General features: G+C 46.5%; 12 protein-coding genes and 2 pseudogenes. 4 read left to right on the top strand and 10 right to left on the bottom strand.

What is annotated here, in order from left to right; genetic code table 11:
* Window positions 1–371: 371 nt before the first annotated feature.
* Window positions 372–1,349, bottom strand: a pseudogene (locus MKX68_RS24715) (aldo/keto reductase).
* 266 nt (window positions 1,350–1,615) lie between these two features.
* On the opposite strand from MKX68_RS24715, the pseudogene MKX68_RS24710 reads away from it, so the two are divergent.
* The 4 genes and pseudogenes from MKX68_RS24710 to MKX68_RS24695 all read left to right on the top strand — a co-directional run.
* Window positions 1,616–1,840: pseudogene (locus MKX68_RS24710) on the top strand (cytochrome P450); the annotation flags it as partial.
* Between the two features lie 46 nt (window positions 1,841–1,886).
* Window positions 1,887–2,222: a ribosomal protein L7/L12 gene (locus MKX68_RS24705; protein ID WP_340914393.1), complete on the top strand. Its 336-nt coding sequence runs from the start codon at window positions 1,887–1,889 to the stop codon at window positions 2,220–2,222.
* Window positions 2,223–2,386: 164 nt separating this feature from the next.
* Window positions 2,387–2,671: an ArsR/SmtB family transcription factor gene (locus tag MKX68_RS24700; protein WP_445671128.1), complete on the top strand. Its 285-nt coding sequence runs from the start codon at window positions 2,387–2,389 to the stop codon at window positions 2,669–2,671.
* A 225-nt stretch (window positions 2,672–2,896) separates the two neighbouring features.
* Window positions 2,897–4,081 carry an MFS transporter gene (locus MKX68_RS24695; RefSeq protein WP_340914391.1) on the top strand — a complete coding sequence of 395 codons (1,185 nt, stop codon included), beginning with the start codon at window positions 2,897–2,899 and terminating at the stop codon, window positions 4,079–4,081.
* A gap of 108 nt (window positions 4,082–4,189) precedes the next feature.
* Here MKX68_RS24695 and MKX68_RS24690 read toward each other — a convergent pair whose 3' ends face one another.
* The 9 genes from MKX68_RS24690 to MKX68_RS24650 form a co-directional block, all read right to left on the bottom strand.
* On the bottom strand, window positions 4,190–4,945 hold the full coding sequence (locus MKX68_RS24690) for an SDR family NAD(P)-dependent oxidoreductase (RefSeq protein ID WP_340914390.1): 756 nt from the start codon (window positions 4,943–4,945) through the stop codon (window positions 4,190–4,192).
* 322 nt (window positions 4,946–5,267) lie between these two features.
* Complete coding sequence (gene poxB, locus MKX68_RS24685) at window positions 5,268–6,995, bottom strand: ubiquinone-dependent pyruvate dehydrogenase (RefSeq protein WP_340914389.1); 1,728 nt, start codon at window positions 6,993–6,995, stop codon at window positions 5,268–5,270.
* Between the two features lie 256 nt (window positions 6,996–7,251).
* A complete protein-coding gene (locus MKX68_RS24680; protein WP_340914388.1) occupies window positions 7,252–8,013 on the bottom strand; it encodes an SDR family NAD(P)-dependent oxidoreductase in 762 nt (253 codons plus the stop codon).
* A 159-nt stretch (window positions 8,014–8,172) separates the two neighbouring features.
* The gene (locus MKX68_RS24675; protein ID WP_340914387.1) at window positions 8,173–8,478 is read right to left on the bottom strand and encodes a Dabb family protein; all 306 of its coding nucleotides are present in this window, start codon (window positions 8,476–8,478) and stop codon (window positions 8,173–8,175) included.
* A gap of 149 nt (window positions 8,479–8,627) precedes the next feature.
* A complete protein-coding gene (locus tag MKX68_RS24670) occupies window positions 8,628–8,879 on the bottom strand; it encodes a type B 50S ribosomal protein L31 (RefSeq protein WP_062834756.1) in 252 nt (83 codons plus the stop codon).
* Between the two features lie 144 nt (window positions 8,880–9,023).
* A complete protein-coding gene (locus tag MKX68_RS24665; RefSeq protein ID WP_026081056.1) occupies window positions 9,024–9,290 on the bottom strand; it encodes an HPr family phosphocarrier protein in 267 nt (88 codons plus the stop codon).
* A gap of 165 nt (window positions 9,291–9,455) precedes the next feature.
* Window positions 9,456–10,523, bottom strand: coding sequence for an NAD(P)-dependent alcohol dehydrogenase (locus MKX68_RS24660; RefSeq protein WP_340914383.1), 1,068 nt, complete (start codon window positions 10,521–10,523; stop codon window positions 9,456–9,458).
* A gap of 114 nt (window positions 10,524–10,637) precedes the next feature.
* Complete coding sequence (locus tag MKX68_RS24655) at window positions 10,638–12,785, bottom strand: alpha-glucuronidase family glycosyl hydrolase (protein WP_340914382.1); 2,148 nt, start codon at window positions 12,783–12,785, stop codon at window positions 10,638–10,640.
* Window positions 12,782–14,971, bottom strand: a complete 2,190-nt coding sequence (locus MKX68_RS24650; RefSeq protein WP_340914381.1) for a glycoside hydrolase family 52 protein — start codon at window positions 14,969–14,971, stop codon at window positions 12,782–12,784. Before MKX68_RS24650 ends, MKX68_RS24655 begins: the two co-directional genes overlap by 4 nt.
* Window positions 14,972–15,070 lie beyond the last annotated feature (99 nt).

The following is a 15,070-nucleotide window of genomic DNA, read 5'->3' as shown; positions in this document are numbered from 1 at the left end:
CATTTTATCACAGCCCTCGAACAACTACCCGGTAAAACGATAAAAATGGTTGAAACGTCCTTCTTATCAGCACTCTTCCTAAGTCCATGGACATAGCCTCTAGCACAAATATGAAGGTGAATTATCCTTACAACCGTGCCTAAACACTGTTTTCGGCTCCGAATCAGCATGCTTATTACCCATGCAAACGCATTGTAGGCCATATGACCTTAGGATTCATTACACTTTTGATCATGTGTTTCAACCAAATGAAGCCCATTATTACAAAGAAGACACAGGCCATCAGCAGCTTGTGTCTTCTTATATGTTCAAATTTCACCCAATATCTATGAATTTTGATCGAAACGAACCACTCTCTCAGAAGTCTCTACTTACATTCTACGCCCACACGAAGCCGAATACAGCTCGTACCACTCATAACGGGTAAGCTCAATATTTATTGCATCACGACAGGCCAGAATACGTTCTGGTCGAATCGAACCAATGACAGGTTGTATCCCTGCTGGATGCTTCATTAACCAAGCCAATACAATAGACTCCGGTGTAATTCCACGCTCCTTAGCCATTCTATCAACCAATTGAGCCGTATGCTCAATTTCAGGACGTTGTCCCTCAACTACCCTGCCAGTAAAACGCCCCTGAGCAAGGGGACCCCAAGCTTGCAGTTGAATATGTTCTGCCTGACAATATTCCATCGTACCATAGGGAAACACGTTATCTCTGGCTTGGGGTCGATTCACCGTAACACCAGCTTCTACGAAACCGATTTTGTCCAGACTCATCTCCAGCTGGTTCACAATCAGAGGTACTTTACTATGAAGCTGAAGAAGACGAATCTGTTCAGAACCCATGTTGGACACACCAAAATGGCGCACTTTACCGGAATGATGCAGCTCAGCCAGTGCTTCTCCAATCTCTTGCGGATGGGCGAGCGGATCAGGACGGTGTAACAGCAAAATATCCAGATAATCGATGCCGAGCCGTTCCAGGATACCGTTCACACTTGCCAGAATATGTGCACCTGAGGTGTCATAACGCTGCGGTCCTTCATCATCACCCACAAGACGTATACCACACTTCGACTATATAATGATCTGTTCACGCAAGCCGGGAGTTTCGGATAAAACTCGCCCCAAGACATGCTCTGCCTTACCACGTGTGTAAATATCCGCCAGATCAAAGTGATTAATGCCGATTTCGAGAGCTGCTTCTACCGCTCGATGACCTTCTACGACAAGATCTGAAGTAATGGGGAGCCCATCCCATTCACCCCCAAACCGCATACAGCCAAGAACCATTCGACTTGCCGGAATCTGGTGGTGATGCAAAGGAAGTTGTGCGTAAGACATGTCAGCGTTCACCTCATTTTCATTTTTACCAAGCATAATAACCGATTCTCTCTACCATGTCTTCTTCCATCTTCCTCTATTTTCCTGCTCTATCATCCATATGGACCAAAAACAAGGTTTCAAAAGCTTGTGTATTGAATATATAGAGGGTGCAGGTATTATGCAGGAATATGAGAGGAGATTTTGCATTTGAATCCGAATGAATTCAACGAGTCCTCAAAGCCAGCGTTTTTTACCAAAGAATTCACACAATACCCTAGAATGCTGATATTTTCGATATCACACGCGAGAAGAGTTCGCATCTAGCTTTTGGCAAAGGCATTCATCTCTGCTTGGGAGCACCGCTTGCTCGTCTGGAAGATGAGATTGCAGTCAGCACACTTCTGAATCGTTTTCCAAATATACAGCTTCAGGCAAATGTGAATGAACTGGAATGGAGACCCGGCATGATAGTTCGTGATGTCAAGGAAATCCCGGTTCAACTAAAATAATGGCTAAATATGAATAAATGAAAGTGAGGCACATGACATCATGGAAATGAACACCTTGGTATGGATCATTTTGCTGCTTCTGATCTTTGTGTTACTGGTCAGAGTCACCAGCCTGCAACGCCAATTAAATGAATTGAAAAGAGATGTCGAGCGTCTGGAGAACGGTTCAACCGCAGGCACACGCTCCGACTTCAATTACACCTTGTCGCCGAAGGAAGCATCCCCTTCCCACACAAGCCAACCGGCCCAAACGGATCTGGATCAGGAACTGTTTGCACTCATACAACAAGGGAAAAAAATTATGGCGATCAAACGACTGCGTGAAGCTAGAGGTCTTTCGTTGAAGGAAGCCAAAGACTATGTTGATTCTCTAGATCGGTAATATACAACTCACATAACTCTCGGGGGAAGTTACTCCAGACTTTCGTCTGTTAACACAGACGAAAGTCTGGAATCTTCACCGAGAGTTTACTTTTCTAACGACATATGCTACTGTTATTTCTATATTACTAGAAATAAGAAATAAAGACGAAAGGACGGATCATGATGCAATCAAACTCGAATGAGATTGAACAAGTCGTCAAAATTCATAAAGCGCTGGGCGAGCAAACACGCTACAAAATCATTCAGATTTTATCGAGCGAAAGCAACCTGTGTCCCGCCGATCTGGAGAGCCGCCTTGTTACGGTTGCCCTATCGACTTTGTCTCATCATCTGAAACAGCTATCCGATTGTGGTCTGCTCACATCGAAGAAGAAAGGTACGTATATCTACTACAGTCTGAACACGGAGACCGCACAAAAGTTTGTTCCTTATCTGCTAAATAAATAAAAAAATTTGAGTTATATTTCTATATAATTAGAAATATTGAAACAATATTTATTAGTAGCACTAGGTCACCTAAGTTTACGTTTATATCAACTATTCATTATCTAGGTTGTAACATTACCATTCGCGCAGATAGGGTGCATTCAGAGCATTGATGTCTTGTTCTATCGTCTTTATTTCTATATTTCTAAAAATATAATAATTACTATCAGAAAGAGGTTATGTTCCATGTCTTCTACGCTCAAAATCTATGTTCTTGCCTTGGTCAGCTTCCTTGTGGGAACGTCCGAATATGTCATTGCCGGCATTTTGGATCGTATTGCAGATACCATGAATATCTCTTTAATCGCTGCGGGACAGCTCATTACGATTTTTTCACTCGTATATGCGCTAGGTACACCTGTCATTATTGCACTCACTTCGCGCTGGGACCGGCGCAAGCTGTTGTTATACTTCCTTGGTCTATTCGTTGTGGCTAATGTTCTTGCCTATCTACTGCCTGGCTATGGACTGTTCGTCGCAGCACGCGTGTTGATGGCTTTAGGGGCGGGCGTTGTTGTTGTCACGGCATTAACGGTTGCTTCTCAAATAGCGGCTGAGGGCAAACAAGCTAGTGCAATTGCCACAGTAATCACTGGATTTACGGCTTCTTTGATTGTTGGCGTTCCGCTCGGAAGGCTTGTGGCTGCATCTTGGGATTGGAAGCTTGTTTTTGCCGGCATCGCCGTTCTTGGCATTCTCGCCATGCTGGTGATCGCGGCCGCCATTCCGCCTTCCAAAGCAGAAGCGCCTGTTCCGCTGAAGAAACAACTCTCTTTGCTCAAACAGCCACGAATTGTACTGGCACTGCTGGTGACATTTTTCTGGTTAGCTGGGTATTCCATTGCCTACACGTATATTTCACCTTACCTTGTATCCGTTTCAGGAATGAGTGAAGCACTACTCAGTTCAGCTTTACTCGCATTTGGCATAGCAAGTCTGATCGGTTCGAAAGTTGGAGGATTCAGCGCTGACAGATGGGGTGTCAAACGAACACTGATCACAGGCATGACGTTGCATATCGTGAGTCTGCTTCTGTTGAATATAACGGCAAGCTCTCATCTCGCTGTCTTGCTTGTTCTGATTTTGTGGTCTTTTGCAGCCTGGTCTTCGGGTCCAACTCAGCAGTATAACCTTGTCACCATGGCTCCGGAATCCTCTGGCATTATGCTAAGTCTGAATAGTTCGGTCATGCAATTAGCCATGGCTGCCGGCGCAGGTATTGGCGGAATCGCGGTCAGCAGCGTTTCATTGTCATCCATTACCTGGATTGCCGCTGTCGGCGTTGCTGTTGCCGTCATCATCGTTATAGGCTCGTATCGTTCAGCACCTGTCAAAAGTACACAAACCAATACATCGCACAACGTTGCCTGATATGAGTTCGTAGTATAAAAGACAAATTAAAAAGAGAGGCACTGTATGTATACAGTGGCCTCTCTTTAAACATTTTAACGGCAATTCTATTACCGATAAGCTGAACTCTTATTGGGCTGTAACTGCACCATCGATTGGATATACTGCACCATTGATATACGGCGCTTCATCTCCAAGCAGGAAGGAAACCAGGTTCGCGATTTCTTCCGGTCTGCCAAGGCGCCCAGATGGAATGCTGTCAACGGTTGCTTTAAACACTTCAGGGTTATCTTTACCAAACTGAACAACCATCGGTGTCTCAATAGTACCTGGTGCAATCGCATTTACACGAATGTTGTCCTTGCCATATTCAATTGCAGCTGTGCGGGTCAAACCCACCACGCCATGTTTGGTCGCCGCGTAAGGTGCAACAGCAGGTACACCAACAATACCGGCTGTGGAGGCTGTATTCAGAATGGAACCCCCACCTGTTTTGAGCATTTCCGTAATCACATACTTCAACCCGTAGAATACACTTCTCAGGTTAATATCAATGATCTGGTCAAACTGCTCAATCGTATGTTCAATCAACTTGATCCCAGGACCCGCAATCCCTGCATTATTAAAGAACATGTCGATTCGCCCTAACTCTTCGACTGCTTTTTTCACATAATTCTCAACTTCAGGTGCTTTACTCACATCTGCTTGTACAAAAATAGCTTTACTTCCCAGCTTCTCAATCTGCTTAACGGTTTCAAGACCTGTCTCTTCGACAAGATCCACAACGACAATGGATGCGCCCTTCTCAGCCAGCTTTAGCGCTGCTGCTTGGCCCAATCCACTTCCTGCTCCAGTAATAATGGCTACTTTTCCTGCGTGACTCATGTTGATCTCCTCCATGTGTGTGTGTCATCTTGTGATTGGATCGATGAATACGATATGAAGCGTACGTACATGCCTGATGCAATATGTAGGTCAAAAATGGCATAAAACCTTCCTGACTTTACCTATTCTAATAGACTTTCGACATAAAAACAAATCATATAATATGCATTCATACTATATCACCTACCACATTTTCAGCATTTCAATTGAAGGAGCACGCAACAATAATGTCTTGTTGCATGCTCCTCTTTTACATATACAATACTTTTAAAGTCGGTATCTCTACAACTTCACACGGTGCATTTCCGCTTTATCGAGACGGCTATCTTAGCAAATTGGTCTTTGCCAATTCAATAATTTCGTCCCCGCGTCCATTCAGCACGGCTTTCATCATCCATAACGTGAATCCTTCCGCCTGTTTGATATCAATCTTCGGTGGTAAAGACAATTCCTGACGGTTCACCACCACATCAATCAGTACAGGACCATCATGCTGAAGCGCACGCTGCACAGCTCCTTCAAGTTCACCCGGATCTTCAACCCGAATACCTTCCATGCCCATGGCTTGAGCAACCATCGCAAAGTTGGGATTGACAAGCTCTGTTCCCGATTCCAGGAATCCGGCAGCTTTCATCTCCAGCTCAACAAAACCGAGTGCTCCATTATTAAACACCACAACTTTGATCGGCAGATTATGCTGTTTCAGTGTCAACAGATCACCCATCAGCATCGTAATACCACCATCACCCGACAACGAGATGACTTGTCTGCCCGGATCAGCGACCTGAGCACCAATTGCCTGTGGCAAAGCGTTTGCCATCGTACCATGACTGAATGAACCGAGCAGCCTGCGGTTGCGGCTCATCTCGATATAACGGGCCGCCCATACTGTCGGAGTACCGACATCACAGGTGAAGATGGCATTTTCAGCTGCGGCATCACTAATAACCTTGGTCAGGTACTGCGGATGGATGGGCTTTTTACCCGGTTTTCCAACGGCCAGCTCGTCCAGATCCTTGCGCACTTTCACGTAACGATCCACACTTTTACGCAGATGTTTGTCACTGTGTTCTTCTGTCAGATAAGGAAGCAAAGTTTCAATGGTCGCTTTCACATCCCCACATACGCCGTAATCCAGCTTCGTACGCCGACCGAGATGGGAAGATTGAATATCGACCTGAAGGACTTTCGCATCTTCGGGATAGAATTGACGATATGGGAAATCCGTTCCGAGCATCAATAATACATCACAGTCCATCATGGCATGATAACCGGATGAATACCCAATTAGACCCGTAAGCCCCACGGAATAGGGGTTGTCATACTCTAAATATTCCTTGCCTCGTAGCGCAATAACCATCGGGGATTTCAAGCGATCACAGAGCTGCATAAGGGGTTCCCGAGCGCCCGCGCAGCCTGCACCGCACAATAACGTAATTTTTTTGCCTTGATTCAGATACTCCGCCAGTTTCACGAGTTCAGACTCAGAAGGATGTACAACGGGGTTGGTTGCATGATACACATGCTCAGGCACAGGAAGATCCGCTGCTTCAAGTCCTGCTACATCCCCCGGCAATACAACGACGGACACACCTGAACGTGCGACTGCTGTCTGAATGGCCATCGTCAGAGAACGCGGCATCTGTTTTGCTGTTGTAATGACTTCACAATAATCACTACATTCCTGGAACAGATACTCCGGATGCGTCGCCTGAAAATATTCACTACCAATCTCGTCACTTGGGATATGTGCAGCGATAGCGAGTACAGGAACACGATTGCGATGACAGTCGTACAGACCGTTAATCAGATGCATATTACCAGGACCGCTGCTACCTGCGCAGACAGCGATACTTCCACTGACCTCGGCGTCCGCCCCAGCAGCAAATGCAGCTACTTCTTCATGACGTACATGAATCCACTCGATCTTGCCCGAACGACGAATGGAGTCTAGTACCGCATTCAAGGAGTCTCCAACAATGCCATATATGCGTTTGATGCCAGCGTTCAATAAGGATTCAACCAGAACATCCGCTACTGTTTTTTTCATGATAGATGGGTCTCCTTTAATTGCTCATTTTGATTATGTTTCCACTCTGTTAATATACCTATTCTTATACCCCAATCTTTCGAAAACCGAACCAACTCATATGTATGTCTGGATATATGAAACAAAAAACCGCCCCTTGAAACGTTATTTCATTGTTAGCAAAATGCCAAAAAATCCGCTTGTCGAATGACAAACGGATTACGGTTAAACTAGGTTTATTGTTATTTCATGTAGATTCCCGAATCCAAATCAGACACTAGATAGCAGGCATCACATTGCCACCACTTACCGGGATATAGGCACCTGTGATAAATGAGGACAGATCCGAAGCGAGAAAAGCTACCGCATTGGCAATTTCCTGATCTTCACCCCTGCGCTTCAGCGGCACGGTACGCGTATATGCCTCATCATGTCCAGGCTCACTGGACCGATCACGTTCACTAATTGTCCATCCAGGTGCAACCTGGTTTACGGTAATCTGATACTCACCAACCTCCTTGGCAAGTACGCGATATACGCCATCCATTCCACGCTTACCAGCGGTGTAGGCCGATTGGTGAGCGAAGTTTTGCATTGCACATTCCGTATTGATACCAATGAAGCGACCGGCTCTGCTATTTTGCATATGTGGAATGAAAGCTTTGGCAAGATACACACTCTGCATGACACAGGATTCGAACTGACTCAAGTAATCTTCAGGAGACTGTTCCAACACCGTCGTCCATTCATATTGAATGACCGCATTGGCAACAACGATATCCACTCCGCCGAGGACAGACTGAATCTCATCACGCATCCGAAATGCTGTATCCTGCTTTGTAATATCCCCCTGTACAATTACAGCCTTACGACCGAGTGCTTCAATCTCATCTTGAAGCTCCCGAGCCTTGGTATCATTATTTATGTAATGTAGAGCCAGATTGGCGCCACAGGCTGCCAACGTGCGGGCGATGACTCTCCCCAGTTGTCCGGTTGCGCCTGTAACCAGAGCCGTTTTTCCTGAGAGATCCAATTGCATAACAGCGAAAACCTCCTTAAATTCATTTGCTCGAAATAGTCGAAAACGATTTCGGAATATGTTATTTTTGTTCATTAATTACGCGATATTCAAAGAGATATACAGCATTGTTCAATGCTGTATATGGTAGTTCAACTTTTTTCCTATATGTGGAGACTATTAATTATGATGTTGAATAAGATCAATTTCCTGGAAGCGACTGACTTCCTTTTCCCAACGCTCTTCTACATATTGACGGTGAACCGGGTGATTGTTGTATGCAACATACGCAGCCTGATCCGCAAAGACCATTGAGAAACTGTAGTCAAACTCATTCTTCTCACTTACCTGTTTCAGAACCTGAAATTGCTCTACCCCAGGAATGACAGCCAGTGCATCCGAACTTTCCTTCAAAAAAGCTTCGGCCTCCGGTGTATCTTTACCCGCGTAAAGTGTAAACGTTACCATATGTGTGATGCTGCTCATCTCTATTTCCTCCTCCAATATGTTCGTACTCTGTTTCCTAGTGTACATCCGAATGTGTTGTAAGCGCAATAATTGGTTGAATTAATTTTTAATGTACACAAAAAAACCTCTGGACAAATCCCGAGGTTTTTTGTAATGTATGGACAAACTTATTTGTTGATGTTGTATTTACGGTTAAATTTATCAACACGGCCACCGATATCCACGTTTCTTTGTTTACCAGTGAAGAACGGGTGGGATGCGGAACTAGTGTCCACACGGATTACTGGGTAAGAGTTACCGTCTTCCCATTCCATAGTTTCGTTAGAGAACTTCGTGGAAGAACTCAGGAATTTGAAATCAGCACTTGCATCGTAAAAAATTACGAGTTGTGTCTTTGGATGGATGTCAACTTTTGGCATAATCTATTTACACTCCTTTAATATGGGTACTTCTTTAGAATCAAACTAAATTTTATTATACTCTTTTTTTGGACAAAGTACCAGCAGGATTTGAGGAATAGCTAAAAAAATTATGATATATGTGATTTTGCACCTAATCAGGTGTCACGCCGTCCCTTTCTCCAGTACATTCAACATGTACTCCAAAGCCTCCAGTTCATCCCTGCCTCTTGTCTGTAATCTGACAACACTACCATATCGAATGGGTAGTAACGCCATTCCAAGCAGGCTTTTGACATCTACACGATGCTCATGCTCAGACTCCATATACGACAAAATAATATCCGAGGAAAAACGTGACGCTTGAGAAGATACCGACATCAGATCATCCCGATGAAAATCAGCGTGTATCATAAATTCATGTACTCTCACAACCTTCAGTTCCTTTCGCTAAGTACTTATTCACCAATATGGTGTGTATCCATTTATATATTAAAATCTTCATGAATTATACCATGTTATGGGAGCTTGACCCATACTTTTCGCAAAAAAAAACAAAAAAGAGTCCTGAACCGCAGGACTCTTTCCAGGTTGTTCTTACATACCGTTCGGATATACCATGACCTTCAGACTGCCGCTTTTATTGTGTAATGCGCGCTCCATCGCTTGCTGTGTCTCTTCGAGTGAATAACGATCTGTAATCAGGGACATGACGTCATGCTGACCGGAGCTCAGAAATTCAATTCCTGCCGGATACGTATTGGCATAACGGAATATGCCATAGATATCAACTTCATTGTCCGCAATAAATGGAACATTAAGTGCGATCTCGTCCTGTGCAGGCAGGCCCACAATCGCAAGTTTCCCTCCACGTCGAAGTGAATACAGAGCGGATTGTAGCGCCTTCGGATTCCCCGCTGTTTCCCATGCGGTATCGACACCCACACCATTTGTTAACTCGCGAATCACAGCCAGCGCATCTTCATTCCGCACATTAATGGTATGCGTGGCACCCATGCGGCGAGCGGCTTCCAGTCTAACTTCCTCCAGATCCGTTACAATGATCTTTTCTACACCGAAAGATTTGGCAGCAGCCACAGCCATGAGTCCAACGGGACCCATGCCCATAATCGCCAGGGTTGTACCCGGAGCCAGTTTGCTGCGGCGTGCAGCGTGAATACCAACAGAGAATGGCTCGTTCATAGCTGCTTCCTCATAAGACAGATGATCCGGGATCGGGAATACCATATCTTCACGCATAACCATGTATTGTACAAATGCCCCATCCACCGGAGGGGTCGCTAGAAATTGTACATCCGGACACAGGTTATAACGACCTTCTTTGCATGCCGTGCAACGTCCGCAAGTCACCCCAGGCTCAATAGCAACCCGATCGCCTGTTTTGAGACGTGATACGTTCGAGCCAACAGCAGCAATGATCCCCGCACACTCATGACCCAGAATGATCGGTTTCTCCACTACAAATCTGCCAATGCGCCCATGTTCAAAATAATGCACATCCGAGCCACACACCCCAACAGCCATCACCTGGATTAACACTTCATCCGCTGCCGGTTGCGGGACGGGTTGTTCCTGAATAATGATGTGTCCTGGCTCTGTCATGACAGCAGCTTTCATGGTCTCGGGCAGTTGATGTTGTCGCATACGGTTCTCCTCCTCATGTATGTCCATGCTGTCTATTCTACATCAAAGAAAATAAGGTATCTTCTTTCTTTCTTCCTTCCTAATTGCCAAGTTCATCTGCATCCGTAATTCCACTCAATAGATTGTTCGACCTTGTTCATCCGCAATGCCGCTCTTCCGATAGAAGTACGTATTGATCATGTCCCGCCATTCCTTCGCATGTTCGGCCTGGTTGTCCTGTAATGAAGCAACTTTGCTGAAAATGACCGGGTCGATTTTGCCCTCCAGCTGTCTCCATGTCTCGGCTAAAGCCTCTGCCTGCACAACACCTTCAAAGTGTGTATCATAAATATGCTGAATGACCGTTTTACCCGAATGCAGAACATGGGTGTACGGCACGTGATGGAAAAACAAGATCAGCTCATCCGGACAGGTGTCTACGGACTCATAACGATCAGCATTCTCAGGGTGATACTGTGAAGTGTATCCTGTGCCGCTGTTCACGGTTCGATCTACACCAATGCCATGACAATCGGCAAAGTGATACGTTCCCCATTTGGAATACTCGTATCCATCTACATTCGGCCCGTAATGATGTTCCGGGTTAACCATCCAACCCACACCGAGAGGCGCCGTATAATTCTCATAGATATCTAGTGAAGTCAAAAGCATGCCCGTAACCTGCCGCACAACTTCGTCTTCATGTCCAAATGTGAGTCTCACCCACTCATCGGCAATCTCTTCCGCGGACAGCTCCGGGTTCCACGCAAGTCTTCCGTATCCATATAGATTCGCCTGCGCGAGTGGATGTCCTGTCCAACAGGCATCTGCACCAATATTGGATACTGCGGCGAAGCCACTGTATGGTCGTTTATACAGAGAACCGTCCGCGATTCGCTTGATCTCTGAACCTTCGCCTTTGGCGTATGTGTCAAAGTCCAATACTTCTTTCCACTGGGGAACCAGATAACAGAGATGACGTTGTTGCCCGGTATACTCCTGTGTAATTTGAAATTCAATCACCTGATTTGTATTTTCCATGGCGCCGAACAGCGGGGATACCGCCTCTCTCACCTGAAAGTCCATCGGCCCGTTTTTGATCTGCAAAATGACATTTTCGGCAAAACGCCCGTCCAGCGGCGTAAAGTGGTCATAGGCTGCCCGCGCACGGTCAGTGGAACGATCCCGCCAGTCCTGCTTGCAGTTATAGACGAAGCAACGCCAGATGACCAATCCACCGAATGGCCGAAGGGCTTCAGCCAGCATGTTCGCACCATCGGCATGATCACGGTTATACGTGAACGGTCCCGGACGATTCTCGGAGTCTGCCTTGATCAGGTAACCACCAAAATCCGGAATCGCTGCGTACACCTTGGCCGTTTGAATGTTCCACCATTCCCGTACCTGCGCATCCAGCGGATCAGCCGTACTTAATCCACCAATCTCAATTGGACTTGCGTAGTTGGCGCTCAGGAACAATCGAATGCCATATGCTCTGAATTCAGCGGCAACTTTCGCCACATCACTAAGATAACGTTCGGTCAGAAACAGACTCTCACGGCGGTGTACATTGACGTTGTTGATCGATATGGCATTGATTCCCGTGGAAGCGAGTAATCGTGCGTAATCCCGGATACGTCCCAAGTCCAGCGTAAATTCCCCGTTATCATAGAAAATGGATTCTCCTGCGTAACCACGTTCAATGCTGCCGTCCACGTTATCCCACTGATTAATCATTCGCAGTGCATTGGTAGGCTGCTCTGTAATGAAGCTCCACTTACTCACAGCGTCATCCGCCTTACTTGCACTTCCTTGATCCATTGTCAGTTCCCGAAGCAGATGAAATGTACCATACAGCACACCTTGGGGGGTCTCTGAACCAATGACCAGTACACCCTCGGTCTCGTTCTCACGAATGATGTACCCTTCTCCTTTAACAGTTGAACGCTCTTTCTCACTGAACGAACCAGCCACCGAATTGCTTCCTGTCCAAGTACCGATTCGTATCGCGGGAGCGGAAGCGTTATTGTCCCGCTCACTTTGCTGAGTATCAGACAGATGACTGACCGACGGTTTCACGCCATACAACTTCTCCAGTCCTCGTGAAAGTTCGGTCAGAGCTGTTGTGATTACTCCATGGTTCTCTTCCGCGAGTATCAGCTTGCTCCACGCAGGAGCCGTCTTTTGGGCAAGTCCATTCGCTCCTGGCAATTCAGAGTGATACCCCAGCCACGCATCATACTGTGGACCTGACAAGGCAGTTTGAACGACGGATTGGTTCATTGTACCGCCTCCTTACTGGCATAGATCTGCGCAAGGCGATTCCCTTTTCCTTCGAGTAGCCATAGAATCGACGTTACACCACGCGGATAGTACTTGCTGCCAACCGCTACACCAGACAGGATCTGGTCGCTCCAGCACCAGTAGGATTCTTCCGGATGCAGCAGCCAGTTGACATGAGCCGCGTCTGCTGCCTTGCCTGTCTCATCCCATTCCACATCCAGCAGCTCTCTAGCGATAAACTGGGACAAATAGATTTTGCTTAACCACGAGTTATTGCTTGTTGAGGACAGTTTCCATCCTCCATCTTCGAACAGGCATGTTCCCGGTACAAGAACCGTTTTCAGATGAGTTTGGAGAGCTTTCAGATAAGGTCCAAAACGACCATTGACATCCAGTGCTGCTTCACAGCCTGTAAAGTACGGGAACACCAAACCTTCAATCGCCGGAATGATTCGAGAATCATTATTTTCTGCAATTACAGCAGGAATGTAGCCGCCATCAGTCAACTGTGCAGCAATACTGGCAGCGCAGCGATCCGCTTGAAGCCCTGCTTGATGTGACAGATCGGCCAACTTCTCAGTTGCGAACAACTTCTCCAATGCAACATAGACCGCCCAACATTTACCCGCCAGATAGATATTATTGCGAGACTGACCAAGTGACACATCCAGGCTGTCGTAAGTTGTAATCTCCGCTCCACCTTGAGTACGGCTGCTATCCAGACCCATCAGGCCGTTACGCTGCTCAGCGTTAGGATGGTCACGATTAAGCATACTTTCGAAGCAATCCTGGATAACAGGCAACATGTTTTTCACAAAAGCTTGATCCTGTGTCTGTTCAATGTATACTGTCGCGCAGCAGAGCCAGTTCACCAGTTCTTCGTGACTCATCTGTGAGAAGCAGTCGTCAATGCCAACCAGTTCATATGCCGAGTGTCCAGGGCGTGAGAACACATTGGCTACACCAATATCATGGGTAAAGGTAATTCCGCCCGGATATAACTTCTCTTCCCCCGGGAAACGAACCTGATCCGTATAACTGTATCGTTTCACAAACCACTCCAGCTCATTACGTACCGTCCATGGATTCAAGGCAAGCTCGAAGTACAACTGATCAGCTGTCAGATCAAGTGTGTTCATCATCCGATACTCCCCTTCGTTCACCACCCAGAGTGGCTCACCATCGGCATCCAGCAGTTGAGTACTGGCATAATAGCTGTGAATGGAATGAGCCAGCATGAATGATTGATCTTCGGTCAAAGCAGCCGATCCAAGGCGCTGTTCAACCTCTCCACAGGATGCGGTCAACTCACTGAAGCGTTGTAGTGCATACTCTCCTGCTGCCTGAATATCGGAGAAATAGCGCGTATACCAATACGTTGTGTCCATTCCGGTCGTCACAATGCCTCCGCGATAGAAACATACTGCGAATTGATACGTACGTTTCTCTCCAGCCGGCACCTCCATCAGTAGTGCAGCGGTTGAGCCAAGTCCAAATGCCAAATTCTCCCGATGTTTCTCTTGCAAGAGTTTCTCCAACGTAAATCCGCGTGCGGGCCACAGTCCGTCATCTGCTGACATAATTGCTGTAAGTCGACCTTGTCCCACACCTGTGATGGAGCCACCTTCCGGTCCCCCAATCAGACGCATCGCAGAGTACGGATCATTGCCCTGATAGCCAAAGTAGGCTTTGCGTGGTTGTTGACCTTGCGTATTGTCAATCGTCATCTCAACCAATACGGCAGGTACGAGTGCATCCATTAATTCTTCACGATCCCCATTCGTTGGATCAGGTACTGGACGAACAGGCGAGTAGATACGGAACGTCAGATCTCCAGCAGTCCATGTATCCGTACCTGAGGTGAGTTCACGGGTAATATCTTCATCGCGAAAAGCCGTAATGAGAGGTTGTGGAACTTTGGACGCTGTTGTCGACGCCGTGTCCCCATTCTCCAACTTTTCTACATCATAGCGGCTGCTCTCATCCTCGGAAGCTTCATAAAAAGGAAGCGCCTGATAATAATCGCCATCGCGAGATTGTAATCCAATATATACATTCTGGTCTGCCGGCTTGCCGAGTTCAAGACCCAGCCCACCTTTGGCTCCTTTGTAACCCAGTGTAAAACTCGCAAAAGCACCAATCGGTGCGTGATGTGCATTATAAAAGATGGATTTGGATGTGCTCACGAATCATAACCCCTCTCAGAATGGTTTGCATACGTTTTCATTAGCCCCATCCTAACACGTGGTTCCACCTCAGACCATGATCAAATCAATCGGATATTT

Origin of the sequence: Paenibacillus sp. FSL M8-0212, from assembly GCF_038004645.1 — a bacterium.
Taxonomy (GTDB): Bacteria; Bacillota; Bacilli; order Paenibacillales; family Paenibacillaceae; genus Paenibacillus.
This window is presented reverse-complemented; position numbering and strand designations above follow the sequence as displayed.

What these genes read in the sequence shown, in the direction of transcription:
- MKX68_RS24705 (WP_340914393.1), top strand. Translation starts at nt 1,887, where the DNA reads ATGAACACCTTGGTATGGATCATTTTGCTGCTTCTGATCTTTGTGTTA.
- MKX68_RS24680 (WP_340914388.1), bottom strand. Translation starts at nt 8,013, where the DNA reads ATGCAATTGGATCTCTCAGGAAAAACGGCTCTGGTTACAGGCGCAACC.
- MKX68_RS24655 (WP_340914382.1), bottom strand. Translation starts at nt 12,785, where the DNA reads ATGAACCAATCCGTCGTTCAAACTGCCTTGTCAGGTCCACAGTATGAT.
- MKX68_RS24660 (WP_340914383.1), bottom strand. Translation starts at nt 10,523, where the DNA reads ATGCGACAACATCAACTGCCCGAGACCATGAAAGCTGCTGTCATGACA.
- MKX68_RS24695 (WP_340914391.1), top strand. Translation starts at nt 2,897, where the DNA reads ATGTCTTCTACGCTCAAAATCTATGTTCTTGCCTTGGTCAGCTTCCTT.
- MKX68_RS24670 (WP_062834756.1), bottom strand. Translation starts at nt 8,879, where the DNA reads ATGCCAAAAGTTGACATCCATCCAAAGACACAACTCGTAATTTTTTAC.
- MKX68_RS24675 (WP_340914387.1), bottom strand. Translation starts at nt 8,478, where the DNA reads ATGAGCAGCATCACACATATGGTAACGTTTACACTTTACGCGGGTAAA.
- poxB (WP_340914389.1), bottom strand. Translation starts at nt 6,995, where the DNA reads ATGAAAAAAACAGTAGCGGATGTTCTGGTTGAATCCTTATTGAACGCT.
- MKX68_RS24700 (WP_445671128.1), top strand. Translation starts at nt 2,387, where the DNA reads ATGCAATCAAACTCGAATGAGATTGAACAAGTCGTCAAAATTCATAAA.
- MKX68_RS24690 (WP_340914390.1), bottom strand. Translation starts at nt 4,945, where the DNA reads ATGAGTCACGCAGGAAAAGTAGCCATTATTACTGGAGCAGGAAGTGGA.